The following is a 26,072-nucleotide window of genomic DNA, read 5'->3' on the forward strand; positions in this document are numbered from 1 at the left end:
TAAATCTTAATAAATTATCTATCTACTCTTTTATACCGTCTATATTTTATTAATTCAGTACTCCAAATTGATCTTGATCAATTTTTTGCAGCGAAAAGGCTTTCGCGATTTTCTACGAAAAAATTATCATATCTTTTTTAATAAGTGTGAACGACGATGACTAAAGGAAGAAATCAAGTGACCAACAGAGAGTATGATTACCCCAATCATTACAATCTGTTATCTACAACAAATACCAAGGGCCAAATTAAATATGCGAATAAGCAATTTTGCGAAGTCGCGGGATTTGAGCTGCACGAACTAGAAAATAAACCGCATAATATTGTTCGCCACCCGAGCATGCCTAAAGCCGCCTTTAAAAATCTATGGGATTATATTGGCAGTGGTCAGTCTTGGATGGGAATGGTGAAAAACCGCTGTAAAAATGGTGATCATTACTGGGTGAACGCCTTTGTTACACCAATTAAGGATGCTTCAGGTAAAACCGTTGAATATCAATCTGTGCGAACCAAACCTGATAGAGCTGTTGTTAATCGAGCCGAGAAAATTTATCAGCAACTTAATTCAGGAAGCTCTGCTGAAAAACTAACGGCTCCATCATGGTCTTTATCGTCGCAGATGATGGCAATTGTGCTCTCATTCTACGTAATTACTATGTTTTTAACGTCGCTACCTGCGCCTTGGAACTATATCTTAGAGACGGTTTTGTTATTAGCAGTCCTTGCCGTAACTCATAGAAAGTTGGCTCCTGTTAGAGCGTTGAGTGAGCAAGCTAAAAAAGTCTATGATAATTCACTAATGCAAAAGATTTACTTAGGGAAAGTAAATGATATTGCAGCAATCGAGTTAGCATTGTTAGCGAGAGAATCGGAGCTTAGAGCAGTGCTAGGTCGAGTAAAAGACGCCAGTTCAACTGTAACTGAGCAAGCCAATGAAACGGTGAAAGAGTGCAACCATAGTGCAGAATTACTGAATAGTCAGCAAATGCAAACCGATGCATTAGCTACCGCCATCAATGAAATGTCAGCAACCATTTCTGAAGTTGCAAGTAACACCAATAATGCAGCTGAACGCTCTGAGGCCGCTTTAGAGTCAGTAAAAATTGGTAATGAAGCCGTCAATGAAAACATGAAAAACAACTATGCGTTGGCAGAAGAGTTGACCCAAACTCAGGTTGATATCGAAGATTTGAATGCGCAGACAGTCAATATTGGCAGTGTCGTGGATGTGATCCGAGGGATCTCAGAGCAAACTAACTTATTAGCCCTTAATGCCGCGATTGAAGCCGCAAGAGCTGGAGAGCAGGGAAGAGGGTTTGCAGTGGTGGCTGACGAGGTAAGGGCACTTGCCCAACGTACTCAAGAGTCGACCAAAGAAATCGACACCATTATTGCCAACTTGCGGACAAGAGCTGAGCGCGCAGTACAAGCAATTCAAAATGGTGTAGATAAATCAACAGATTGTGTAACCCAAGCAGAAGGTGCGCAGGCGAGTTTAGAAAGTATCAATGCCATAGTGAATGATATTTCAGGTTTGAACTATCAAATTGCCACGGCGACAGAGCAAATGTCGGGTGTATCGAATGAGCTAAATAATAATGCGGTTCATATCTCGCAATTAGCCAACGACTCAATGCAAAGCTCCGATAAAACCATTGCAACTATGTCTAAAACGCAAGAATCGCTCAATGCGCAAACAGCTTTAGTTGATCAGTTTATTAAAAAGTTTGTGCGATAAAATACAGTCTTTTGTCATTCATGAAAATAATGAGAGGGAGCAAGCTCCCTCAAATACCAATCCTCTTAATTAAGCGATCTATTTTGAGGCAAGGAAAACTAGTCGGGAACAAGGCGGAAATTTTGCTATTTAGTGTTCTAAATAAGAAATTTCCAACGAAGTTAGCGCCAGTTTTAGTCCCTCAGAATGATTGAGTATTATTGAGGGTTGGTATAGTCTAAAGTGCGCATTTTTTTTTGCCGTTTTCCACATAAATTTTTGCTGTTTCGCACTTTTGTTCCGGCAGCTTAGCCATCACATGGGCCCTGAAAGTCTTAATTTTATTATTATCAACGTTTTCAGTCAGGCTGACTTTGAGTGCCTTGTCTAATGTTTGTAAGGCTTTTGTGTCTTCACCTTTTCCTTCATACAAATAAGCTAATCTGAAATATGCATTAGTAATATATGGATATTGCTTAATAAGCTGCTCGTAAATACTAATGGCATTAAAATAACGTTTGCCCGCCTCCTTTTTTCTGAGATTAATTCTATATTCACGCATCTTCGACTAGGTTTAATGGAGAACCGTTAAGTCTTTTGTAATTAAGCAAAATAATTACGATTTAGAATTATCAACTCTAGCCTTGAAGTTTTGGCTGTACAGCAATATGGAGAGTGAAATGACAACAGGTAAATGTCCAGTTATGCATGGGAGTTCAACAGCAAGTGGTATGTCAAACACAGATTGGTGGCCCAAGTCTCTGAACCTAGATATTTTGCATCAACATGATGTTAAAACGAACCCGCTCGGCGTTGATTTCAATTATCAAGAAGCGGTAAAACAACTCGACTTTAAAGCGCTTAAGCAAGACCTAATCGCATTGATGACAGATAGCCAAGATTGGTGGCCGGCAGATTGGGGGCACTATGGTGGTTTGATGATCCGTATGACGTGGCATGCTGCTGGTTCGTACCGCATAGCCGATGGTCGAGGTGGTGCTGGAAGTGGTAACTTGCGATTTGCGCCACTCAACTCTTGGCCAGATAACACAAATTTAGACAAAGCTAGACGACTTCTTTGGCCAATCAAGAAAAAGTACGGCAATAACCTAAGTTGGGCCGATCTAATTGCCTATGCAGGCACAATCGCTTATGAATCAATGGGTTTGAAAACCTTTGGTTTTGGCTTTGGTCGAGAAGATATCTGGCATCCTGAAAAAGACGTTTATTGGGGCTCTGAAAAAGAATGGTTAGCGCCAACAGGCAGCGAAAACAATCGATATTCGGGAGAGCGAGACTTACAGAATCCATTGGCTGCAGTCATGATGGGGCTTATTTACGTCAACCCTGAAGGGGTCGATGGCAACCCTGATCCATTAAAAACCGCACACGATGTGCGAGTGACTTTTGAACGCATGGCCATGAATGATGAAGAAACTGTCGCACTAACTGCAGGTGGGCACACAGTGGGTAAGTGTCATGGCAATGGTAATGCTGCAAATCTTGAGGCAGAACCTGAAGCGGCGGAAATAGAAGATCAAGGTTTAGGTTGGCTAAATAAAACCACGCGAGGTGTGGGTCGAGACAGCGTAACCAGTGGTATTGAGGGGGCTTGGACAACAAACCCAACTCAATGGGATAACGGCTACTTTCACTTATTATTAAATTATGACTGGGAGTTGAAAAAGAGCCCAGCAGGTGCCTGGCAATGGGAACCAATAAATATCAAAGAAGAAGACAAGCCGACTGATGTTGAAGATCCGAGCATTCGTCATAATCCAGTGATGACGGATGCTGATATGGCCATGAAAATGGACCCAGCTTATCGCAAAATTTCCGAGCGTTTCTATAACGATCCGCAGTACTTTTCAGAAGTTTTCGCCCGCGCTTGGTTTAAGTTAACTCATAGAGATATGGGGCCAAAGAGTCGTTATATAGGGCCAGAAGTACCACAAGAAGATTTGCTTTGGCAAGATCCGGTGCCCGAGGGTAATCAAGACTATGATGAGCAAATAGTTAAAGACAAGATAGCAGCCAGCGGTTTAAGTGTGGCAGAGCTCGTCGCTACCGCATGGGATAGTGCGCGTACTTTTAGGTATTCTGACAAGCGAGGAGGGGCCAACGGCGCAAGGATCCGTTTAGCACCGCAAAAAGACTGGCAAGGTAACGAGCCTCAGCGATTAGCAAAAGTATTATCTGTACTTGAGCCAATCGCTTTAGAAGCAGGAGCCAGCATTGCCGATGTGATTGTACTGGCTGGTAATGTTGCAATTGAAGCAGCAGCCAAGGCCGCTGGATTTTCCGTTGACGTGCCTTTTCAAAAAGGTCGTGGCGATGCAACCGCAGAAATGACTGACGAACACTCGTTTGCTGTTTTAGAGCCTTTGCATGATGGCTTTAGAAATTGGCAAAAAGCCAATTATGTTGTAACCCCAGAAGAAATGTTGCTCGATAGAGCACAACTTATGGGCCTAAGCGCGCATGAGATGACCGTTTTAATAGGTGGGTTACGCGTGTTAGGAGCGAATTATGGTGCCAGCCAACACGGTGTATTTACCGATAATGTGGGCTGTTTGAGTAACGACTTTTTTGTCAATTTGACTGACATGAAATACAGCTGGAAACCTGCGGGTGAAAACCTTTATGAGATCTGTGAAAGAGATTCTGGCAAAGTTAAATGGACAGCCACTCGTGTGGATCTTGTGTTTGGCTCTAACTCAATATTACGTGCCTATGCAGAAGTTTACGCACAAGACGATAACAAACAAAAGTTCGTCACAGATTTTGTATCAGCTTGGGTGAAAGTCATGAACGCAGATAGATTTTAAGCTTATTTTTGCTTTTAATGTAAGGCTGATAATGATTTTATCGGCCTTTTTTATGGGCTTAAAACTTTAAAGTTTTGAACTGAGAAAGTGCTTATTGATAAAACTACATATTGATCAATAAACTGTTTTCAAACTAGAGCTTTGTGATGCAAGGTTTGAATTAGGTTAGGGGCTAGTTGAAAAATTGGCAGTGGTTTTAATACACCACCGCCATGGTAGATAGTTAATAACAGGGTTTAGCCTGCCTTATCCTCTTTTAGAACATATATCTCACCATCGAAACTGCCTTGAATTGTCAGCCCTTGTCCGGCTAACTCTTTAAGATAGTCAATATGCTCTTGGGTAATGTGCTGACCTGGCACTAACAGCGGAATACCCGGTGGATATGGCGTGACTAAGCCTGCACAAATGCGGTTTCCAGCTTTGGCGATAGGCACCGACTCTCTTTCGCCATAAAATGCATCACTTGGAATACAGGCAAGATCAATGGCAGGCAAACTCTCAGGTAAACGCGAACGTCGAGTTGATTTTGATAGTTTGACTTTGCCGCTATCCAGCTTTCTTAATGCGTTGTATAAGCGGATGATCTTAGAGCGAGTACCGCCCAGCGTTAGTAATACCAAAATCGTGCTATGCGTGTACTTTTCTATTTCGAGCCCGATTTCGTCTAACAAGAACTTATGAATATCTTTATGTGAATAAGGTAGCTCGCTAATATCTATGAGGATTTTAAGCGGATCATGCCCCATATTATCGTCATTAAAGTGCGGAAATATGTTTATAAAATCTTGCTTATCTAGCACTTTGATGTGTTTGAGCGACGCCATCTGTTGCTTAAATTCTTCAACATGACTCAACAGCGCATGGATTAACTTGTAGCCTTCCATTTCCAATTGCTTTTGGCACACATCGAGAGATGCAATTAGCTGATATTTAGGTGAAGTACTGGCGTAAATACTATAAATCTCACGGAAAAAATCAGCATCGAAATCTGGATCATTAATGTGAATATAAGAGGCTTGTGAGAACGCCGACACCACTTTGTGTGCTGAGTGAGTCACATAATCAGCGCCCGCATGAATGGCTGAGTATTGACGTAAACTTGGGTGGAATAATGAATAAGCAAACCAAGCTTCGTCGATAAACACTTTAATGCCATGTTGGTGGGCATAATTAACAACTTGTTTTAAGTCGCTTAGTAAGCCATCGTAAGTACAGCCAGTCAAAACCAATAACTTGGCATCGGTATTTTGTTCAATCGCCTGTTTAATATCAGAAAGTGATGGCGGGGCGAATATGCCATATTTCGGATTTAAAATACTCGATAAATAAATAGGGTAACTGGCTGATTGCAAAATGCCATAGTGCACGGACTTATGGCAGTTACGGTCGATAATGACCTTATCACCTTTGCGCAGCAGAGTTTGTAAGATGATTTTATTTGAGGTCGACGAGCCATTGGTGACAAAGTAAGTGCGTTTCACTTCAAAGGTGGCGGCGGCCGATTCTTGGGCGCGGCCTATGGTGTTGGTGCTATCTGACAATGAGCCTAACGAATCAACCGAAACCGACAAGTCGCCCACAAACACATTGCGGCCATAAAACTGATAAAAGTCTTTAATATAGGGTGAGTTTCTAAAGCTAGAGCCACCGCTATGCCCCGGTGTATGCCAAGAGTCATTGGCTTCGCCAACGTAGCGCCTATAAGCGGTCCAGAATGGTGTTTCTGAACGGTCATCAAAGTCGTTGATCATATAGCCTAAAATCGCTTCAGGATCTGAAATAACTTCGTCTTTAAAAAAGAAAGATTCAATCTCTTCAGACTCATTAATGATTTCAAGGCCCTTGGTATCGTCACCAATGACATACACGGGTAACTCGATACGAATTTGTTTGAGCTGCTCAATGAAACGGCTATAAACCTGCTCGCCGCTTTTTTTATTAGCATCCCAGCTCAGTACCACCGCCTGAATATCGCCATCTTCGGTGATAAACTCTAGCGCCTGTGTTAAATCGAGACATTCCGTAATGTCTATCTGAATATCTTCTCTTTCAAAATTAATGATAGTTTTCGACAGGTTAGCCGAGAGTTCTTGTAACACGGCAGGATCTTGTTCGATTAACAAGATACGAAGAATTGGCAGCATACTCAAGCTCACTTTTAAAGTTCAAAACTTTGATTAGCATAAAGAATGAGTTCTACTTTGTGAAATTAATAGTTTGAAATAATTAAAATATATTTGTGGAAGTTGTAATTCTGGGTCGCTATAAGCGCAAAGAATTAAGGGGCAATTTACCCCTTAAGAGTTAGGAAGTACTTTGTCGTATTACTCTGTCTTTTCTTTAAACTCACACAAATCTTCAATAATACATGATCCGCACTTTGGTTTGCGTGCAACACAGACATAACGGCCGTGTAAGATCAGCCAGTGGTGTACATCGACTTTAAATTCTTTTGGTACGACTTTTTCAAGCTTTTCTTCAACGGCAACCACGTCTTTACCCATGGCAAATTTGGTGCGATTTGAAACGCGGTAAATATGGGTGTCGACTGCAATGGTTGGCCAGCCAAACGCGCAGTTTAAAACCACGTTTGCGGTTTTGCGACCGACGCCGGGTAGGGCTTCTAATGCTTCACGGTTTTCAGGCACTTCACCACCGTGTTTATCTATGAGGATCTGACACATCTTATAGACGTTATTGGCTTTAGAATTATATAAACCAATGGTTTTAATGTGATCTCTGAGTGACTCTAAGCCAATATCCAAAATACCTTGTGGGGTGTTTGCTTTTGGAAATAGTTTTGCTGTCGCTTTATTCACACTCACATCGGTGGCTTGTGCTGACAAGGTGACAGCAACAAGCAACTCAAATGGGGTGGTGAAATCCAACTCTGTTTCTGGGTTTGGATTGTCATCACGTAAACGGGTTAAGATCTCAAGTCTTTTGGTTTTGTTCATTGTTCGTAACCCGTTTAAGTTAAGCTAGTAACACGTGCTCTCGGCGCTTTTTCGGCTTCTTGCGTAGGCTGTGCTTTTGCTTTAATTTGCGCATCAATGACATTTTTAGCGGCAATTAATAAACCCAAACCTAAGAAGGCACCGGGCGGTAAAATAGCCACTAAAAATTGGTTATCAAATTGGAAAACTTCGATACGCAGAACCGTCGCCCAATCGCCTAATAGTAAGTTTGCACCATCAAACAAGGTACCTTGGCCAATTAACTCTCGCATTGCGCCCAATAACACCAGCACCACCATAAACCCTAAGCCCATCATGATGCCATCAAATGCAGATAATAGTGGGGTATTTTTAGAAGCGTAGGCTTCAGCACGGCCAATAATGGCACAGTTGGTTACGATTAATGGAATGAAGATCCCCAGCGCTTGATATAAACCGAAGGTATAAGCATTCATCAATAGCTGCACTATGGTTACAAACGCGGCGATTATCATGACAAATACAGGAATGCGAATGTCTTTTGGTACAAAATTACGTACCAATGACACAGTGACATTAGAACCAACCAGTACCAGTAAGGTTGCGATCCCCAAGCCCATTGCGTTGGTAATGGTGCTGGTTACAGCAAGTAGTGGGCATAAACCAAGTAATTGCACAATGGCAGGGTTGTTGGCCCACATGCCATCTTTTATGAGGGTTTTATATTCGCTCATTGTGTTTCTCCTGCGCACAGGTTGTCTTTGGCAAATAAAGCATCAAAGTGTGTTGTTGCGTACCAAGCGGCTTCACCCACTGAGCCTGTCACTGCTCTAGGTGTGATGGTCGCGCCAGTAAATTGGTCAAACTCGCCACCATCTTTTTTAACCGCGAAACGGTCATCGTTCGCACCGTTAACTTGCATACCATTAAATGTGGTGATCCATTGTGATTTTGCCAGCTCGACTTTATCACCCAAGCCGGGTGTTTCTTCATGACGGGTAACACGTACACCTGTGATTTCGCCACGTTTTGTGACTGCAGTTAAGATATCGATATTACCGCTATACCCTTTAGGAGTGATGTGGCGAACAAGCAAAGCCGCGGGCTCGCCGTTTAATCTTGCACGATAAATAATATGTGGGCCTGCTGGGCCAAGCTCTGGCGCGTCACTTTCTACGCAGTCAAGATAGAGTTGGTTGTTGTAACGCTCACTTGGAATAACTTGAGACAGTAAAGACATCAGTTGTGCTTTTTCTTGCTCTGCGATCCGTGTTTCAGTCAGGCTCTGAACCACAGCCACACTGCCTGTGGTTGCCAATGCAAAAGCACACAATATGGCGCCATTTTTATACATAGACTTGGCTATCATTGTGCAACTCCATGGCCAAATGTGCGCGGGCGGCTGTAGTGATCAATTAATGGTACTGCCATATTCATAAGTAACACAGAGAAGGCTACGGCATCTGGATAGCCACCGTATGTACGAATGATATACACCAATACGCCAATGGCTGCACCAAAGATTAAACGGCCTCTATCTGTGGTACAAGCAGATACCGGATCGGTGGCAATGAAGAATGCCCCTAGCATAGTTGCGCCACTGAGTAGGTGGAAAACAAGGCCTGCGTGGCTACCTGGGGCAATGATGTAACCCACAGCACTACAAAATGCCAATGCAAAAATGAAGGCGACAGGGATGTGCCAGTTAATAATGCCGCGCCAAAGTAAGAAAATACCACCGGCCAGATAAGCTAGGTTAACCCACATCCAGCCTTTACCAGCGTAATCGGCAAACACAGCACTTTGCATCGCTTCTGTGACTGTATAGCCCTGAGCAACGGCTGTTTTTACTGTATCGAGTGGTGTTGCCATTGTAATGCCATCAATACCCGCTCTGACTTGCTCTAGGGTTAAACCTGACGTTGTGGTTTGCGTGAAAATTAAAGCAAGTTGGTCGATAAAACTTACAGGAGTCACTAACAGTTCAGAAACTGGCGACCAAGCTGTCATTTGCACCGGGAATGAAATAAGCAGTAAGACATAACCAGCCATTGCTGGGTTGAATAAATTAAAGCCTAATCCACCATACAGTTGCTTCACGATCACAATGGCGAAAAGGCAGCCGATGACGATGACCCACCAAGGAGCGAGAGGTGGGATACTAATTGCCAGCAGCACACCAGTCAGCCAAGCAGAGCCATCACTTAATGATGGCCAAATGGCTTTATTACGGATCTTCATGATAGCTGCTTCAAATGCACTGACAGAAATGAGTGCGATGAGTATTTGAATTAAAACAGCTGAGCCAAAAAAATAGCACTGAGCGATGATCCCGGGCACACACGCGGCGATCACTGTCATCATTAATTTATTCAGTGCTTTATGACTATGATTGTGGGGCGATGAAGCCATGGTTAATTTCATGACGGTTCATTTCCTTCTTCTGATTCTTGTTTTAACTGCGCTTCTTTGGCTGCTTTCTTTGCTTTAGCACGCGCAATAGCCGCTGCAACTGCGGCTTTACGTGGATCTTCAGGCTCGCTGTTTTGTTCTGCTTGCTCAGTTTGAGTATCCGTCTCATCACGTTCTTCGCTAGCTGCTAGTTCAGCTTCTTTTGCAGCCTTTTTCGCTTTAGCACGCGCAATAGCAGCTGCAACAGCCGCTTTACGCGGATCTTCAGGCTCGCTGCTTTGTTCTGCCTCTTTAGCTGCCTTTTTCGCTTTTGCTCGGGCGATAGCAGCTGCAACAGCTGCTTTACGCGGATCTTCCGGCTCGCTATCAGCTACAGTTTCATCGCTTTGCTCAGCTTCTTTAGCTGCCTTTTTCGCTTTTGCACGGGCAATGGCTGCCGCAACTGCAGCTTTACGTGGATCTTCCGGCTCGCTATCAGCAACAGTTTCATCACTTTGCTCAGCTTCTTTAGCTGCTTCTTTCGCTGCTTTTTTCGCTTTTGCTCGAGCGATGGCCGCTGCAACTGCGGCTTTGCGCGGGTCTTCCGGCTCGCTATCAGCTACAGTCTCATCGCTTTGCTCAGCTTCTTTCGCTGCTTTTTTCGCTTTTGCTCTAGCGATGGCGGCTGCAACAGCAGCTTTGCGCGGATCTTCAGGCTCGCTATCAGCTACAGCTTCATCACTTTGCTCAGCTTCTTTCGCTGCTTTTTTCGCTTTTGCACGGGCGATAGCAGCTGCAACAGCAGCTTTACGAGGATCTTCAGACTCGCTATCAGCTACAGCTTCATCGCTTTGCTCTGTTTCTTTAGCTGCTTTCTTTGCTTTTGCACGGGCAATGGCGGCAGCAACAGCGGCTTTACGCGGATCTTCTGTGCTTTCAGTTTCAGCTGGCGCTTCATCTTGCTCAGTATTTTGTGCCGCTTTCTTTGCTTTTGCACGAGCGATGGCGGCAGCAACTGCGGCTTTGCGCGGATCGTTAGATGCATCAGTCTGAGTTGCTTGTTTTTCTGTATTTACATCATCTGCATCGGATTGTTGTGCGGCCTTTTTCGCTTTCGTGCGTGCAATGGCAGCGGCAACAGCAGCCTTATTATCTTTAGGCTTATCGGCACTGCCATCAGTGGCTTTCTCAGCCTTGTATTGACGAGCTTGCTCTTTACGCTTAGCGCGCTCTAATGCAACAGCACTATTATCAGGCTCGAGTGTGCCATCGGCTGCTTTTTTCGCTTTAGCGCGGGCAATTGCTGCTTCAACAGCTGACTTTTCTGGTGTTTTCTTGCTCTTAACACGCTCAAGAGCTTCAGCCACTTTTTCTTTACTTTGTGCTGATTGAGTAGAACGGCTAGCCGCACGTTTGTGGCGGTTTTGACGTTCTTCTTGCTCTCGTTCTAAACGTTCTTTACGGGCTTCGAAACGCTCTTTTGCGCGCTCAGCTTTGATCTGTTCTAGTTTTTGTTCACGGATCTCAGCCTTGGCAACACGATAATATTGCACCAGTGGAATTTCACTCGGGCACACGTAAGAACACGCACCACATTCAATACAATCGAATAGGTTATATTCTTCAAGCTTTTGATACTCTTTGCCTTTCGCAAACCATTGTAATTGTTGTGGTAGCAAAGTTTGCGGGCAGGCATCTGCACACGCACTACAGCGAATACAGGCTTTTTCATCGTTTGGCTCAGCCAGTTCTTGATTGTCAGGTGCCAAAATACAGTTGGTGGTTTTGACCACAGGAATGCGTACTGTTGGCAAAGTGAAGCCCATCATTGGCCCACCCATGATGACGCGCTGTGCACTAACGGGTTCGAACCCTTGGCTATCGAGTAGGTGCTTAATCTCAGTCCCCATCAGTGCCCAAACATTTTGTGCTTGTTTGATGGTGTTACCGGTCACAGTAACAACACGCTCAATGAGCGGTTTGCCACGAAGCACAGCGTCGCTTATCGCAAATAAAGTACCGACGTTTTGCACTAATACGCCAATATCTGCAGGAATGCCCGCACTGGGCACTTCGCGAGAAGTCAGTACTTTGATCAGCTGTTTTTCACCGCCAGAAGGGTATTTGGTTGGCACTGAGCGAACTAAGATTTTATCGTTATGTGCTGATGCTTTCTGCATCGCAGCAATAGCTTCAGGCTTGTTGTTTTCAATACCAACTAACACATATTTTGGAGAGAGTAGGTGCTGCATGACCTCAATGCCTTGCACGATTTGCTCAGCATATTCACGCATTAACATGTCATCGGCTGTGATATAAGGTTCACATTCAACGCCATTGACAACAAAAAAATCAATCTCAGCTTGGCTGCTGGCTTTCACATAAGTCGGGAAGCCTGCACCACCCATTCCAGCAATGCCTGCATCATGAATCTTATCGACCAGTTGTTGCTTAGAAACCTCTGTATATTGCTCAAGTGGTTCAAGCGCACACCAAGTGTCTTTACCATCAGGTTCAAGCACGATACTCGGCTCTGGTAAAGCTGACGGGTGTGCCGATGGTCTATGCTCAATGGCGATGATGGTACCTGAAGTAGCGGCATGTACGGGTAAAGACCAATTGCCCGCTGGTTTTGTCAGAGCTTGACCTTTTAAAACATGATCGCCCACATGGACAAGCAGTTGACCATTAGCACCAATATGCTGCTTTAATGGAATAACCAACTTATCAGGTAAGGGTAACTGGCGAATAGGAGCTTGGTTCGACAATGTTTTTTGTTCTGGTGGATGAATACCACCAGGAAATTGCCACAGCGTTCCACGTTCTATTTGTTCAAATAACGATTCCACGGCAACCTCTAATCAATCTGAGTGACGTTAATGGCGTTTAACTGCCATTTCCATGTTTGCTTTGTTTCAGCAACAGGGATCATATCAATACAATCAACCGGGCAAGGCTCAACGCATAAGTCACAGCCGGTACATTCATCTTTTAATACCGTATGCATTTGTCTTGTGGCACCGACAATGGCGTCAACCGGACAAGCTTGAATGCATTTAGTACAACCAATACATTCATCTTCACGAATATAAGCAACGGTTTTTACTGGCTCAGCTTCTTCGCCGCCAGCTAAAGGTTTAGGCTCAACGCCCATTAAATCGGCCAGCTTTTTAATGGTGGCATCACCACCAGGTGGGCATTTATTAATTTCGTCGCCATTGGCGATGGCTTCAGCGTAAGGGCGGCAGCCAGGGTAACCACATTGACCACATTGTGTTTGTGGTAAAATGGCATCGACTTGGTCGACTATAGGACTACTTTCAACGCGATATTTTACCGCGGCATAGCCTAAAATAAGGCCGAAAACCAGCGCTAGGGTCCCTAGCGCAATCAGTGCGTAAAACAAGGTCATGGTTAAAACTTCACTAATCCAGAAAAGCCCATAAAGGCAAGAGACATTAGACCGGCGGTGATCATAGCAATCGATGCACCTTTAAAAGGCGTTGGTACATCTGCAACCGCCAGACGTTCACGCAGTGCAGCAAATAACACCAGCACCATAGAAAAACCAACCGCGGCACCAAACCCAAATACGGCAGAGCTCATAAAAGTATGCTCTTTTTTAATATTAAGAAGGGCAACACCCAATACCGCGCAGTTTGTGGTGATAAGTGGTAAGAAAATTCCCAATAAGCGATAAAGGGTAGGGCTGGTCTTTTTTACCACCATTTCAGTAAATTGAACGACCACAGCAATAACAAGAATAAAGCTCATGGTGCGCAAGAACTCTATTTCTAGTGGTTGCAGTATGTATTCATTCACAAGGTAACTGGTGACTGAAGCGAGTGTGAGTACAAAAGTGGTGGCCATCGACATACCTACAGCAGTATCTAATTTACCAGATACCCCCATAAACGGGCACAAGCCTAAAAATTGCACTAATACAAAGTTATTTACTAATACTGTGCCGATCAGCAACAGAATATATTCAGTCATTACAGCCCCTAATGTCGACGCCTTGAATTTGGTTCCTACACGATTGTTAATTTTAACAAGTTTGGCGCTGAATATCACAACAAAAACGGCAGAATTGTTTTGATAAACGGGTATTTTTGTAAAGATTTAAGGATATAAGCTGCAAAATCAAAAAAGGCCCTGAAAGGGCCCATTTTTAGTAAGGTTTAATAACCTTATATTTCTTTGGGTTTCTCTATGTAGTAACCCTGAACACCGTCGAGGCAGAGTGTCTCGACGACGTGTTTTTCTTCTTGGTTTTCGACCCCTTCGGCAAACACACTCACACCAATACGGTGAGCAAGGTCGACCATCAGACGCATGAAGTATTGGTTGTTCTTATCTTCTTCAAGACCTCGGGTATAACTTGCATCCATCTTGATGAAATCTGGTTTCAAATCTCTGAAGAACTTAAATGAGGTTAAACCAACACCAAAGCGCTCAACGGTGATACGTGCACCAACGCGGTGGACCATATCGATAAAGCGTTTACTGGCTTTTATATTTTGCTGTAAACCAAACTCACTCACTTCAAAAATGAGTTTCGAAGCAATGTTGGCATCTTTTAACAAACGGCGCTCTAACCAGATCACAAATTGATCTGAGTGGGCACTTGATGCAGTGACATTGATACCAAAGAACTTTTCGGTAAAGTTACGGGTTTTTATTAGCTCTAGAGACGTATCTATGATCAATTTATCGATTTCGATGGCCATCTCAAGTTTTTCCGCCATCGCCAAGAAAGACGCTGTTGGCAGCATTTGGTTATCTTCGGTTTTAAAGCGTGCTTGAATTTCGGCATAGGCCTTAACATTTTTACCAATTGGCATAATGTTTTGCATCATTAAGCTGACGCGTTTTGCTTCGATTACATCATGGATCACTTTACGCCAGTTTTGGTTACCAAAACCTGCACCAACATTGTTGATAAGATCCGATTCGCGCTGAATGTGCCATGCATTCGCTTGCTTACTTTGGGCCATACTCATGGCGTTATCAACAACAGATAATATCTCACCTAACGGTTTACCTGTTTCGTAAGGCACAATACCCGTGTTAGCGACAGAGCTAAGCTCTTGGTTTTGTTGGTATTGAGTAAAGCGAGCTTGTAATGTCTCACCGAAATGTTCGGCTTCTTTTGCCGGAATATTTGGCAAAATAACCGCAAAGTCAGAGCTATTTAATCGGAAGGTTTGTCCGCCAGTATAGGTGCCGCAAACATGGGTAATGATTTCTGACACCGCTTTAATATATTCATCGCCTTTTTGATAGCCACGAGTTTGGTTGATAACTTGCAATTCACTACAACGGATCATGGCAAGGGTACCAAATGATTTTTTGCTGCTTGATTCAATATGCTGCTCGTAATACTCAACGAACATGTTGCGGTTACCCAAACCAGTTACCACATCTTTATAAGCTTCTTGCTTAATACTTTGTGCGGCGCTTTGAATATCTTCTTGTTTGCTCTTTAAGAAATGCGCTAAGCGGTTGAAAGAGGGAGCAAGCTCGGCACCCAGTGCTTGCACTTTACCTGCATTAAAGTCATTTTCTATGCTTTCTGTTACTTGGTTTTGAGTAATGTACATATCTACCGCATCGGCAACTGTCATACTGACATTGCGATTTAAGCGTTTATAAATGGCTTTCATATAAAAGACAGGAATAAATGCGAGTAGGGCAGTAATGATAAACATCAGTATAACTGCTTGCTGTAATAGCTGGGCTTGGCTTTGCGCATTTATGATAAATTCGATTTTAATATCTTTACTGATATTGACGGCAAACTGCGGACGAATCGCATTGATGTTGGATTCGATGATGTCAGCGATAAAGGGAAGTGGATTATGTGTATTGACGTTTAATACCGTGTCGCCATTGAAGTCTCTGACAATAAAGGTTGAAAATACATTGCCATTCGCAAGTGCTTGGCGAATATGTTGAGGGGTGACCTCAGCCATGGTTTTTTCTTTAATATATTGAGTCACCATTACTTGCGCACTTTGCTGAGCTTTCGACACCGCAGAGTCAAAACTGGTTGCAAAGAAAAATACGCCAATAAGTGAAAACAGAAGCCACGAGATCAACTGCACAAATATAAGTTTTTTAAAGCCTGCCATTATTGTGTCTTTCAGTTATTTTTAGTTTTATTCCAATCTGCAAATCATTCAGAGGTAATCACCATCATAAATTCTTTGAGCGCATTAAAATCAAGTTAGTACGGTAATTTATCGTCAACTTAGTTTAAAAATTGAGGAACTTTTTATCGCAAAATAAACCAAGAATTAAATCATAAAAACGAGTTTAAAAGGCGATTATTAAAGGAAAAAATTAGCAGTAGTAGGGTAGTGCAATGTGTGAGAAAAGTCTATTAGAATCTGAATATTGGCTCCCCCTCCCCGACTCGAACGGGGGACCTGCGGATTAACAGTCCGTCGCTCTAACCAACTGAGCTAAGGGGGAACAATATAAAAGGATAGTAGTGTTGGCTCCCCCTCCCCGACTCGAACGGGGGACCTGCGGATTAACAGTCCGTCGCTCTAACCAACTGAGCTAAGGGGGAATTACACTATAACGATTGGCTCCCCCTCCCCGACTCGAACGGGGGACCTGCGGATTAACAGTCCGTCGCTCTAACCAACTGAGCTAAGGGGGAATCGTTATTATCAAGAAACTTGGCTCCCCCTCCCCGACTCGAACGGGGGACCTGCGGATTAACAGTCCGTCGCTCTAACCAACTGAGCTAAGGGGGAAGCGTGTCTCTCAACGGGGCGAAATATTAATGACCCCTTGGCAAGGTGTCAACAATTAAAATGACAGAAATTTAAAAAATCCGTTTATCCGCTGGTTTTATATTCGATTTGCCGATTTTTTAATGCAAATTCTATTAACTTTAGGTTTTGTTTTTTGATTGTGACGGTTTATTAGGCTTTTTAAGTATATAGAGAAAGTGTTCATTTTATCTGTTTATAGCCAAATTTTGTTCTAAAGGCCTAAATTACAACTTTTCATCTTGATCATTATTTATTTCTTTATAGGTAGATCTGGATCGTAAAATGACAAGGTCTATTGTTTGTTTCATTTTTATTCTCAGTGCAGAAAATAGACTGTATTTCAGTTTTAATTACATAGTTTGTGAAGCTGTTTCTTTCTAGACCTTTAAAAATAAGGGCTTAGAGCTGATTTCTATAACCGATAGCTTGCTTTGCAAAACTGTTTATAACTTTAAAGTTATCAACAGAGAGGGCCTAAGATCATTTTCTGTAACATAAATGCAAGAATGATCGTTTTCCACAGCTGAAATTTTGATCTTTTGATCGCGCTATAAGTCTTTATTTTATTAGCTTTGTGACACTTACCCACAGAATCTGTGGATAACATTGTTTATTAATATTTAAAAAGTATTGCAAAGCCATATGTGTCGGGCTGTAGAAGCATTGCAATACTTTTTGCTAAATTTTTTTATTACTTATAAATCATATGGTTGCCGTTTTTTGCTCTGGTTTGGTTGGTTTTTATTCACTGTAGTGTTTTTTATAGTCAAATAAGCGTCATACTTGTGCAAAAAAATCTCATTGGCTACTAATGCGACAGGTTAGTAAGTGCTTATGATATGAGTTTTTGTGCTTTTTTGGTGCATATCTTGGTCTTGATGTGTAAAAAGCGAAGATCTCAGGGTTGGAATTTTATTTAATGTTGATAAATGATCATGATCCTCTGGGTTTAGTTTTCATGATGATCTAGAATGCTCAATCCACTGGTCGGGCTTATCTTAAGGTTTCTATTTAATATGACATCAGCGCAGCAGTCTAAGGTCTCCAATGACATTCTAGAAGGGGATATCCCGTCCACACTCAAACGTATGACCATTCCAATGATATTTGGCATGATCACACTGATGATGTTCAATCTAGTCGATACCTTCTTTATTAGTATGTTAGGTACCGAAGAGCTTGCCGCGGTCAGTTTTACCTTTCCTGTTACTTTTACCGTGATCAGTCTAGCCATTGGTCTGGGTATAGGCACATCCGCGGTGATTGCCAGAGCGCTCGGTGCCAATAAAGTAGAAGAGGCCAAGTTTGATGCCACCATTGCACTCTTACTATCAGCAGTTATGGTGTTCTTATTGTCTTTATTTGGTTTTTTAATGATAGAGCCGATTTTCAAACTACTTGGCGCTCACGCTGAAGTAATGCCACATATCTATGACTATATGTCTATTTGGTTCTTGGGCAGTGTGTTCTTAATCACCCCGATGATAGGTAACTCAGTATTACGTGCCAGTGGCGATACGAAAACGCCAAGCATTATTATGGGCGCTGCGGGTCTGATTAATGCAATCCTCGACCCTTTGCTCATTTTTGGTATTGGCCCATTTCCTGAGCTTGGTGTTCAAGGGGCTGCGATTGCCAGTGTCATCGCTTGGTCTGTCGCTGTGGCTATCATTCTTTATTTACTTGCAGTGAAAAAGCGCTTGTTAAGCGTGTGTCCTGGAGAGCAGGGTGTTATGCAGGCGGTGAAGAAAATTTTAAAAATTGGTTTTCCTGCAGCAGGCGCAAATATGCTGACACCTATCGCCATGGCTGTTATGACAGCGATTGTCGCAACTTACGGGCCTGAAGCGGTTGCAGCTTTTGGGGTCGGTAGCCGACTTGAATCTATCGCGAGTTTAGTGGTGCTTGCATTGTCGATGACATTGCCGCCTTTTGTCAGTCAAAATTACGGGGCGCAGAATTACCAACGCGTGACAGAAGCCTATAAAACCACATTAAAGTTCGTAATGATTTGGCAGTTTGCTATTTATATCGTGTTACTCCTTTGCTCAGGCTTAATTAGTCAAACCTTTGGTGCTGAAAAAGAAGTTCAGCGTATCATTGAGCTGTTTATTTATATCATGCCATTGAGCTACGGCTTTCAAGGGGTGATCATCTTAAGTAATTCATCATTTAATGCCCTTCATAAACCAATGAATGCCTTGTTACTGAGCGTGATCAGGTTGTTTGTATTTTTCGTACCATTCGCTTATTTAGGATCGCATTTAGCAGGTCTGAAAGGGTTATTTATTGGTGCTGCAATCGGTAATTTGGTCACAGCCATTGTCGCGTACAATTGGTTCTGCGCGAGCTTAAACCGTATGCAATCTGTGCCTGAGCAGGAATTAAAACATGACTGATGTATTTAAACTTCACTCTGAATTTTCACCAAATGGGGATCAGCCAACGGCTATCGCGCAATTGTGCGATGGTTTAGAAGCGGGCCTTGCACACCAAACTTTATTGGGTGCAACGGGTACGGGTAAAACCTTTACCATGGCGAATATAATCAGCAACCTGAATCGCCCGACCATTATTCTTGCTCACAATAAAACCTTGGCGGCACAGCTATATGGTGAGATGAAAGAGTTCTTTCCTGAAAATGCAGTAGAGTACTTTGTTTCATATTATGACTACTATCAGCCTGAAGCTTATGTGGTGGCAAGTGACACCTTTATAGAAAAAGATGCCTCGATAAATGAACACATTGAACAAATGCGTTTATCTGCAACCAAAGCCTTATTAGAAAGGCGCGATACCATCATTGTTGCGTCTGTGTCGGCAATTTATGGCCTTGGTGATCCTGATTCTTATATGCAGATGATGTTACTGCTGAAAGTCGGTGACACGGTTGATCAGCGCGACATCCTAAGAAAGCTGGCTGAGCTGCAATATACTCGTAACGACATTGATTTTAGTCGGGGTACTTATCGTGTAAGAGGGGAGGTGATCGATATCTTCCCTGCAGAATCGGATGATATTGGTGTGCGAGTTGAAATGTTCGATGATGAGATCGAGCGTTTGAGCTTATTTGATCCGCTTACGGGAGCCATTGAAAAACACATCGTTCGTGCAACTATCTATCCGAAAACCCACTATGTTACTCCTCGTGAGAAAATCTTAGATGCCATTGAAAAAATAAAAGATGAGCTAAGAGATAGAAGAAAGCGCCTTCTCGATGAGAATCGCTTAGTTGAAGAACAGCGAGTTGCTCAGCGAACGCAATATGATATTGAAATGATGACCGAACTTGGTTATTGCTCGGGTATCGAAAACTATAGCCGCTATCTTTCTGGTCGTGCGCCGGGCGAGCCGCCTCCAACGTTACTCGATTATTTACCTGATGACGCGTTAATGATCATCGATGAATCTCATGTGACCGTTTCTCAAGTGGGCGCCATGTATAAAGGAGATAGAAGCCGCAAAGAAAACTTAGTTGAATACGGGTTCCGTTTGCCATCGGCTATGGACAACCGACCGCTAAAATTCGATGAGTTTGAAGCAATTTCACCACAGACTATTTATGTATCAGCGACACCCGGTGATTACGAATTAGAGAAATCAAATGGCGACGTGGCTGAGCAGGTTATTCGTCCGACGGGCTTACTTGATCCTGAATTAGAAGTACGCCCAGTTGGGTCACAAGTGGACGACTTACTCTCTGAGATTTATAAACGTGTTGAGAAGAAAGAGCGCGTCTTGGTAACCACATTAACTAAGCGTATGGCTGAAGACTTAACTGACTACCTGAATGACCATGATGTGAAAGTGCGTTATTTACACTCGGACATTGATACCGTTGAGCGTATGGAAATCATCCGCGATTTACGTAAGGGAGTATTTGATGTGCTAGTGGGCATTAACTTACTTCGAGAAGGTCTCGATATGCCAGAAGTGTCGTTGGTTGCAATTCTGGATGCAGACAAAGAAGGTTTCTTACGCTCTGCACGCTCTTTAATACAAACAATTGGTCGAGCGGCGCGTCACTTAAATGGTAAAGCAATTTTATATGGTGATGTGATCACCAAGTCGATGAAAAAGGCCATCGAAGAAACTGAGCGCCGTCGAGCAATTCAGCAAGCTTACAATGAAAAACACGGCATAGTACCAACAGCACTGAATAAGAAGATCACGGATGTGATGGATGTCGGTGAAAGTGTCGATGAGTCTTCAAGCTCACCGGTATCTGCAAAAGTGGCAGAGCCTAAAGCAGGTTATCTAGATCCGAAACAAATTGCAGAGCAGATCAGCGCACTTGAAACACAAATGATGCATCATGCTAGAGAGCTAGAGTTTGAAAAAGCGGCCAAGTTACGTGATGAAATCCACCAATTACAGCAGCAATTGATCGATGCTTAGCGTTTAATTAAGTAACTTCAAATAATAAAGGTCTGCAATTGCAGACCTTTATTACTTTTGATTAAAAGCGATAACTTAAACCTACACCTAGTGTATAAGTATCTAAATCACCCATATCCATGAACTGATATGATGCATTGATACCGAGACCATTGTTAAAGTCATATTCCCAGCCAAGTTCTGCAAATAAGCCAATGCCATCATCTGAGTTTAGCACTTTGCTGTTTTGTTTAATTTCATAGTCGTAGAAGTTCGCACCTAATTTAGCATAAAGGCTATTGTTTTTTGTTAGGTAGTACTCACCTTTACCTGCAACGACTAGGTTACCGTACTCTAATTTATTCGCATCTAAGTTAAATAGTGGCTTGTCGTTGTTTTTACACGTAAATTTATTGTCGTTTTCTTCTGTACATTGCCAGTCGTCAGCTTCACTGCCGCCGTTTAAACCGACTTCTAAAGCTAACATTGGTGAAAACTGGTAGTTATAGTAAAGGTACGCTTGGCCTACACCGTCGCCGTCTTTACTTGAACCTTTATATTCTGCACCACCACCAGAAAGTTGAATACCAACTTTGTGTTTTTCTTCAGAAGCTTGAGCTTGGCCCATTAAAGCCGTTGATGATAGTAAAGCCATTAATAATAGTGCGCGAGTTTTCATGATGAACATTCCTGTTTGGTTTTGATGTGCTCATAGTAGAGCGCAAGCTTGTTAGAGTCTGTTGGAGGAATGTCAGCGGTTGTAGGCGGAATGTATGAGAATGTGAAAAAGTGTCAGATAAGATGTGTAGATATGTCATTTTCTTATATTTATAGCGAATTTATAGCAAACGTTCTCATAGTCTGACTTAGCTGCTCATAAATCTCTTGAGAAATAGGGTTACGCAGACTTTGACTGCGGATCAAAGCGATATTAGCACCGGGTAAAGTGGGTAACTCAGCGTTACTTAACACGCTATAGTCTGCGGTAGATATATTTGCGATTGCACCGATGGCGACACCTTGTTTTATCAAACCCAGTAAAGCCGCAAGGCTGCTACAACTCGCGACGACTTGAAAAGGAGTTTTTGCTTTCATGAGTCCTTCAATGGCACCTTGGTGAAAGCGACAATCTGGTTGAAATACTGCAATCGGCAAAGGTGGTTTAAGGTGAGCCGTGTGCTCAGGGTTATACACCCACACCCCTTTGTCTTGGTATATGAGCTGACCTTCTTCAGAGTCAGGAGAGCGGGTAATAAGCCCAAGGTCTAAATCGCCCGCATCCAATAATTGTTTGATTTTAAAACTTGGTAAACAGGTGATTCTTAAGTCTAGATTATTGAATTGCGCATGTAGGTGCTGGATCAGCTCAGGTAAAAGGTTGTCGGCATAATCATCTGGGCAACCCAGTCTGAGCAGTGTATTGCTCGTGCTGTGACGCATCGTCTGCAAAGTTTCATCATGGAGCTGCAATAGCTGCTTAGCATAGTGACTAAACTGGCGACCATCTTGGCTTAGGGTTAATAATCGACCTTGTTTTTCAAATAGGCATTTACCGACATCTTCTTCGAGCTTTTTCATCTGCATACTCACTGCAGCTTGGGTGCGATGCACCTGTTTTGCAGCGCGGGTAAAACTGCCTGTTTCTATAAAAGCTAAAAAGCTGCGCAGCGCGTCAATATCCATTGTGAGTACCTATTCGAATTTCTTATAGGTTGTATAAGAATAATCAGTTAGTCAAGGTTTATAAAAATACTTAACCTGAGCTTCGGTTAAGAGATTTATTAATCTTACTGATATTGAATTAGTAAATGTTTTTTCAAATCTGCAGCCGGAAATTTTTAGGGATAACAAGGCGAATTTACGCATCAATAGCTGGCCTATTGTAAGTAAATTCAACGCAGTTAGCGTTGAAAATAGCCGCTGGAGATAGATGTATTAACCTGAGCTCAGGTTATTTTCATTGACGTTAAACCACGATACAGCAGTTAACAAGGAAATCATATATGCAGCTATATATCGCTAATAAAAACTACTCGACTTGGTCATTAAGAGCCTGGCTTATGCTAGAAAAATCAGGTGTTAATTTTGAAGAGACTAAGCTCAATTTAGAAACGCCTGAATTTTTTAGCACGCTTAAAAATATCACGCCTACAGCGAAAGTCCCGTGTTTGGTAGATGGCGATAGCCTTGTATGGGAGTCTCTCGCAATCTGTGAGTATATAAGTGAAACTTATTTATCAGGGGACGGTTGGCCGAGTGAAATAAGTCAAAGGGCAAAAGCAAGAGCGCTTGCCTCTGAAATGCATGCAGGGTTTAACGCTTTACGTAATGAAATGCCAATGAATATCCGTGCTAAGCGCCAAATTGTCTTAAGTGAACAAGCGCAGCGCGATATTCAACGTATTGAGCAAATATTCACTGAGCAATACGAGCAGCATCAAGGCTGGTTATTTGGTGATTGGTCTATCGTGGATGCCATGTATGTGCCAGTGGTGTTGCGTTTTCAGACTTATGGCATTGAGCTTAATGAGTCGGCAACCGCCTATATGCAGCAAGTACTGGATTGCCCAGCCTTGCAAAAATGGGTTAAAGCAGCACTTGAAGAAACTGAGTGGGTGGAAATGGATGAGGCTGGAGAGGAGATAAGTTAAATATTGTTTTTTTCGACTAGTTGGACTTAACTTATTTTACTTGAGTAACTGTAAGAAAAGCCTTGTGATCCATTCAATAGATAACAAATTCAAAAAGTTAATTGCTTATACAAGTATTGTTATATTTTTGGGTTTGTTTTTAACTTGGGTTTCGGTGTTTTTTTATAAGTTGGTGAATGACCAGTGGCATGATTATCTAGATGAAGCGACTACTGTCTATTCTTTGCATGATAGATTGGTGCAGCAATTAGGGTATGGTGGGTTTATCCACAACCTTAAAAATCTAGTTCTCAGAAAAAATCCCGGCAGATATCAAAAGAAAGTTGAAGAATCACTGACAGAGATTAAGTCGATACTTGCTCAGTTGAGAAATTATAAACAATATAATGATAAATCATTGGATGATTTAGAAAAAGTTGTCCAAGAATACGAAAATAATTTTTATGTCGCGTTGGATTTAATTGCAAAACACAAAACCAGTGAAGAGATAGATGCAGTTGTAAAAGTGGATGATACCCCAGCATTGGCAGCTCTGGTAAAATTTGATTCGCAAGCTCGTAGTCGATTAAAGCAAGCTAGCGATGAAGTGAATGAGTATTTTCGACTTGCCTTTGTTGTGCATTTGTTGAGTGTAGGTTTATTTATTCTTATCTTGGGCGTTTACTTTTTCAAACTTGTTCGAGCTAAGAAGAAAGAATTTAAATTACTTGAAAGGGCACTAGAAGGCTCGAAAGCAAAATCTAATTTCCTCGCAAATATGAGCCACGAAATAAGAACGCCATTGAATGGTATTATGGGATCTTTACAAGTTCTGCAAGATAATTTGAAAATTGAGCAAAATAAAAAAATCACTTCGAAAGCTTTATTCTCATGCCGTTTTTTACTTTCTATCATAAATGACATTTTAGACTTTTCAAAAATTGAAGCTCAGAAATTAACGATTGAAAACGTTGAGTTTACGTTCGATACCATCGCCGACGCTGTTTATGATGACATGTCTGCGGTAGCTCAGAGTAAGTCAATTTTCTTAAAAATAGACATTTCCCAGAATGCCAAAGCAGCTTGGTTAGGTGATCCGATAAGAATACGACAAGTTGTTCTTAACTTGACGTCAAATGCGGTTAAGTTTACAAGCAGTGGAGGTGTTCATGTAAAAATTAATAGTGTGCAAGATGAAGAGGAGCAAGGGGTTGAAATAAAGGTTATTGATTCAGGTATTGGAATGTCAAAAACAGCATTAAACACTTTGTTTAAGCGTTTTACTCAAGCGGATAATAGTATAACTCGTAAGTTTGGGGGAACTGGGCTTGGTATGGCAATTACACAAAACCTCGTCGATTTAATGAAGGGAACGATTTCGGCTCACAGTATTGAAGGTGAAGGAACAACCGTTCAAGTTTTCTTGCCCCTGAAAAAAAGCGAGACGCCTAAGCCGAAGGAGAATAATAGTAATTGCCTAGTTCCAGATCTAAGTGGTCACACTATTCTAGTTGCTGAAGATAATAGTGTTAATACCATGGTAATAAAAGCCATGTTATTAGGCACTAAGGCAGAGCTTATATTTGTAGAAAATGGCCAAGATGCGGTTGATTCATTTAGGCAAAGTAAACCTGATCTTATCTTGATGGATATTCAAATGCCTATTATGGATGGTATACAGGCGTGCAAACGGATAAGAGAAACATCGGTAGCGCAACCAGTCATTGCATTGACTGCAAATGTTATGAAAGATGACATCAAAAGTTATCAAGAAACTGGATTTGATGACGTGGTTGGTAAACCTATTGAGCAAAGCCAACTATATAAAGCATTATCCACATATCGTAGTAAACACAAGTAAGTTTAAAGATTAACTAAATAAACTGCTCATGTGTTCAAAAGTATTCATTCTAGGAATTCCACTCTGTTTGCTCTAACCAAAATATTTTGCCAAAGCCCGCAATAAATCGGGCTCTGACCATATTCAATTCCCAAATATGAAAGTCGGTTAGATCTTTATATTGCTCGCTACTTGGAAAGTGTTCTACAAATTGGGTGATTAAATCCTCACTATCATCACGCTCAAATTTAGTGGCCTCAGCGACGAGTGTTAAGCGCGACATTTGTGGGTCTTCACTATCTTGCTGCTCGAAAACGGTTAAAGATAATTTGTTGTCATGGGTTAAATTTTTAGCGTGTTGGGCAATATCGCTAATGAATAAATAGACTTGCCCCTGGGTATTAGCAAAAAATTGTACTGTTGAGCCAAACGGAAAGCCTGGCAAAGTATTTGAATGAGTAGAGAGCACTGCCATCTTAGCTTTGGCGAGTAGTTGCTTGGCTTCTATTAGGGCTTGTTGGCGCATAGGGTCTCTTCATTTTATATTTATATTTTCCTTTATA

The 26,072-nt window shown here is 42.2% G+C and carries 19 protein-coding genes and 4 tRNA genes; 6 read left to right on the forward strand and 17 right to left on the reverse strand.

Going from position 1 to position 26,072, the window contains the following annotated elements; translation table 11 throughout:
- The first annotated feature begins 156 nt into the window (after positions 1–156).
- Positions 157–1,737, forward strand: a complete 1,581-nt coding sequence (locus ACH784_RS03965) for a PAS domain-containing methyl-accepting chemotaxis protein (RefSeq protein WP_404393711.1) — start codon at positions 157–159, stop codon at positions 1,735–1,737.
- Between the two features lie 217 nt (positions 1,738–1,954).
- Here ACH784_RS03965 and ACH784_RS03970 read toward each other — a convergent pair whose 3' ends face one another.
- The gene (locus ACH784_RS03970) at positions 1,955–2,278 is read right to left on the reverse strand and encodes a tetratricopeptide repeat protein (protein WP_404393713.1); all 324 of its coding nucleotides are present in this window, start codon (positions 2,276–2,278) and stop codon (positions 1,955–1,957) included.
- A gap of 118 nt (positions 2,279–2,396) precedes the next feature.
- Here ACH784_RS03970 and katG point away from each other — a divergent pair, with 118 nt between their 5' ends.
- On the forward strand, positions 2,397–4,544 hold the full coding sequence (katG, locus tag ACH784_RS03975) for a catalase/peroxidase HPI (protein ID WP_404393715.1): 2,148 nt from the start codon (positions 2,397–2,399) through the stop codon (positions 4,542–4,544).
- Positions 4,545–4,780: 236 nt separating this feature from the next.
- Here the strand turns inward: katG and ACH784_RS03980 are convergent, their stop codons facing one another.
- The 13 genes from ACH784_RS03980 to ACH784_RS04040 form a co-directional block, all read right to left on the reverse strand.
- Positions 4,781–6,691, reverse strand: a complete 1,911-nt coding sequence (locus ACH784_RS03980; protein WP_404393717.1) for an aminotransferase class I/II-fold pyridoxal phosphate-dependent enzyme — start codon at positions 6,689–6,691, stop codon at positions 4,781–4,783.
- A gap of 180 nt (positions 6,692–6,871) precedes the next feature.
- Positions 6,872–7,504, reverse strand: coding sequence for an endonuclease III (gene nth / locus ACH784_RS03985; RefSeq protein ID WP_404393719.1), 633 nt, complete (start codon positions 7,502–7,504; stop codon positions 6,872–6,874).
- A 14-nt stretch (positions 7,505–7,518) separates the two neighbouring features.
- Positions 7,519–8,217, reverse strand: coding sequence for an electron transport complex subunit E (locus ACH784_RS03990; protein ID WP_058030776.1), 699 nt, complete (start codon positions 8,215–8,217; stop codon positions 7,519–7,521).
- A complete protein-coding gene (gene rsxG, locus ACH784_RS03995) occupies positions 8,214–8,852 on the reverse strand; it encodes an electron transport complex subunit RsxG (RefSeq protein WP_404393721.1) in 639 nt (212 codons plus the stop codon). Before rsxG ends, ACH784_RS03990 begins: the two co-directional genes overlap by 4 nt.
- A complete protein-coding gene (gene rsxD, locus ACH784_RS04000) occupies positions 8,849–9,907 on the reverse strand; it encodes an electron transport complex subunit RsxD (RefSeq protein ID WP_404393723.1) in 1,059 nt (352 codons plus the stop codon). The genes rsxG and rsxD overlap by 4 nt, the downstream gene beginning before the upstream one ends.
- The gene (rsxC, locus tag ACH784_RS04005; RefSeq protein ID WP_404393725.1) at positions 9,904–12,723 is read right to left on the reverse strand and encodes an electron transport complex subunit RsxC; all 2,820 of its coding nucleotides are present in this window, start codon (positions 12,721–12,723) and stop codon (positions 9,904–9,906) included. Before rsxC ends, rsxD begins: the two co-directional genes overlap by 4 nt.
- An 8-nt stretch (positions 12,724–12,731) precedes the next feature.
- Positions 12,732–13,286 (reverse strand): electron transport complex subunit RsxB, encoded by a 555-nt coding sequence (rsxB, locus tag ACH784_RS04010; RefSeq protein ID WP_404393727.1) that lies wholly within the window; start codon positions 13,284–13,286, stop codon positions 12,732–12,734.
- Positions 13,287–13,288: 2 nt separating this feature from the next.
- Entirely contained in the window at positions 13,289–13,870 is a 582-nt protein-coding gene (gene rsxA, locus ACH784_RS04015) for an electron transport complex subunit RsxA (RefSeq protein ID WP_404393729.1), read from the reverse strand.
- 194 nt (positions 13,871–14,064) lie between these two features.
- Positions 14,065–16,008 carry an EAL domain-containing protein gene (locus ACH784_RS04020; protein ID WP_404393731.1) on the reverse strand — a complete coding sequence of 648 codons (1,944 nt, stop codon included), beginning with the start codon at positions 16,006–16,008 and terminating at the stop codon, positions 14,065–14,067.
- 266 nt (positions 16,009–16,274) lie between these two features.
- Positions 16,275–16,351, reverse strand: a tRNA-Asn gene (locus ACH784_RS04025).
- 23 nt (positions 16,352–16,374) lie between these two features.
- Positions 16,375–16,451, reverse strand: a tRNA-Asn gene (locus ACH784_RS04030).
- Between the two features lie 16 nt (positions 16,452–16,467).
- A tRNA-Asn gene (locus tag ACH784_RS04035) sits at positions 16,468–16,544 on the reverse strand.
- A 20-nt stretch (positions 16,545–16,564) separates the two neighbouring features.
- Positions 16,565–16,641 (reverse strand) — tRNA-Asn (locus ACH784_RS04040).
- A 1,037-nt stretch (positions 16,642–17,678) separates the two neighbouring features.
- Here ACH784_RS04040 and ACH784_RS04045 point away from each other — a divergent pair.
- On the forward strand, positions 17,679–19,061 hold the full coding sequence (locus tag ACH784_RS04045; RefSeq protein WP_404393733.1) for an MATE family efflux transporter: 1,383 nt from the start codon (positions 17,679–17,681) through the stop codon (positions 19,059–19,061).
- Positions 19,054–21,060: an excinuclease ABC subunit UvrB gene (uvrB, locus tag ACH784_RS04050; RefSeq protein WP_404393735.1), complete on the forward strand. Its 2,007-nt coding sequence runs from the start codon at positions 19,054–19,056 to the stop codon at positions 21,058–21,060. Before ACH784_RS04045 ends, uvrB begins: the two co-directional genes overlap by 8 nt.
- A 61-nt stretch (positions 21,061–21,121) precedes the next feature.
- On the opposite strand, the gene ACH784_RS04055 is transcribed toward uvrB, so the two are convergent.
- Together ACH784_RS04055 and ACH784_RS04060 are read right to left on the reverse strand one after the other, a co-directional pair.
- Positions 21,122–21,718, reverse strand: a complete 597-nt coding sequence (locus tag ACH784_RS04055; RefSeq protein ID WP_404393737.1) for a porin family protein — start codon at positions 21,716–21,718, stop codon at positions 21,122–21,124.
- 149 nt (positions 21,719–21,867) lie between these two features.
- Entirely contained in the window at positions 21,868–22,722 is an 855-nt protein-coding gene (locus ACH784_RS04060) for a LysR family transcriptional regulator (protein ID WP_404393739.1), read from the reverse strand.
- 320 nt (positions 22,723–23,042) lie between these two features.
- Between ACH784_RS04060 and ACH784_RS04065 the strand changes: the two genes are divergently transcribed.
- Together ACH784_RS04065 and ACH784_RS04070 are read left to right on the forward strand one after the other, a co-directional pair.
- A complete protein-coding gene (locus tag ACH784_RS04065) occupies positions 23,043–23,690 on the forward strand; it encodes a glutathione S-transferase family protein (protein ID WP_404393740.1) in 648 nt (215 codons plus the stop codon).
- A 64-nt stretch (positions 23,691–23,754) separates the two neighbouring features.
- Positions 23,755–25,530 (forward strand): ATP-binding protein, encoded by a 1,776-nt coding sequence (locus tag ACH784_RS04070; protein WP_404393741.1) that lies wholly within the window; start codon positions 23,755–23,757, stop codon positions 25,528–25,530.
- 49 nt (positions 25,531–25,579) lie between these two features.
- On the opposite strand, the gene ACH784_RS04075 is transcribed toward ACH784_RS04070, so the two are convergent.
- Entirely contained in the window at positions 25,580–26,035 is a 456-nt protein-coding gene (locus ACH784_RS04075; RefSeq protein ID WP_404393742.1) for a HugZ family protein, read from the reverse strand.
- Positions 26,036–26,072: the final 37 nt, after the last annotated feature.

Source organism: Pseudoalteromonas phenolica, assembly GCF_044788725.1.
In the GTDB taxonomy this organism is placed as follows: Bacteria; Pseudomonadota; Gammaproteobacteria; order Enterobacterales; family Alteromonadaceae; genus Pseudoalteromonas; species Pseudoalteromonas phenolica_C.

What these genes read in the sequence shown, in the direction of transcription:
- ACH784_RS03965 (WP_404393711.1), top strand. Translation starts at nt 157, where the DNA reads ATGACTAAAGGAAGAAATCAAGTGACCAACAGAGAGTATGATTACCCC.
- ACH784_RS03970 (WP_404393713.1), bottom strand. Translation starts at nt 2,278, where the DNA reads ATGCGTGAATATAGAATTAATCTCAGAAAAAAGGAGGCGGGCAAACGT.
- katG (WP_404393715.1), top strand. Translation starts at nt 2,397, where the DNA reads ATGACAACAGGTAAATGTCCAGTTATGCATGGGAGTTCAACAGCAAGT.
- ACH784_RS03980 (WP_404393717.1), bottom strand. Translation starts at nt 6,691, where the DNA reads ATGCTGCCAATTCTTCGTATCTTGTTAATCGAACAAGATCCTGCCGTG.
- nth (WP_404393719.1), bottom strand. Translation starts at nt 7,504, where the DNA reads ATGAACAAAACCAAAAGACTTGAGATCTTAACCCGTTTACGTGATGAC.
- ACH784_RS03990 (WP_058030776.1), bottom strand. Translation starts at nt 8,217, where the DNA reads ATGAGCGAATATAAAACCCTCATAAAAGATGGCATGTGGGCCAACAAC.
- rsxG (WP_404393721.1), bottom strand. Translation starts at nt 8,852, where the DNA reads ATGATAGCCAAGTCTATGTATAAAAATGGCGCCATATTGTGTGCTTTT.
- rsxD (WP_404393723.1), bottom strand. Translation starts at nt 9,907, where the DNA reads ATGAAATTAACCATGGCTTCATCGCCCCACAATCATAGTCATAAAGCA.
- rsxB (WP_404393727.1), bottom strand. Translation starts at nt 13,286, where the DNA reads ATGACCTTGTTTTACGCACTGATTGCGCTAGGGACCCTAGCGCTGGTT.
- rsxA (WP_404393729.1), bottom strand. Translation starts at nt 13,870, where the DNA reads ATGACTGAATATATTCTGTTGCTGATCGGCACAGTATTAGTAAATAAC.
- ACH784_RS04020 (WP_404393731.1), bottom strand. Translation starts at nt 16,008, where the DNA reads ATGGCAGGCTTTAAAAAACTTATATTTGTGCAGTTGATCTCGTGGCTT.
- ACH784_RS04045 (WP_404393733.1), top strand. Translation starts at nt 17,679, where the DNA reads ATGACATCAGCGCAGCAGTCTAAGGTCTCCAATGACATTCTAGAAGGG.
- uvrB (WP_404393735.1), top strand. Translation starts at nt 19,054, where the DNA reads ATGACTGATGTATTTAAACTTCACTCTGAATTTTCACCAAATGGGGAT.
- ACH784_RS04055 (WP_404393737.1), bottom strand. Translation starts at nt 21,718, where the DNA reads ATGAAAACTCGCGCACTATTATTAATGGCTTTACTATCATCAACGGCT.
- ACH784_RS04060 (WP_404393739.1), bottom strand. Translation starts at nt 22,722, where the DNA reads ATGGATATTGACGCGCTGCGCAGCTTTTTAGCTTTTATAGAAACAGGC.
- ACH784_RS04065 (WP_404393740.1), top strand. Translation starts at nt 23,043, where the DNA reads ATGCAGCTATATATCGCTAATAAAAACTACTCGACTTGGTCATTAAGA.
- ACH784_RS04075 (WP_404393742.1), bottom strand. Translation starts at nt 26,035, where the DNA reads ATGCGCCAACAAGCCCTAATAGAAGCCAAGCAACTACTCGCCAAAGCT.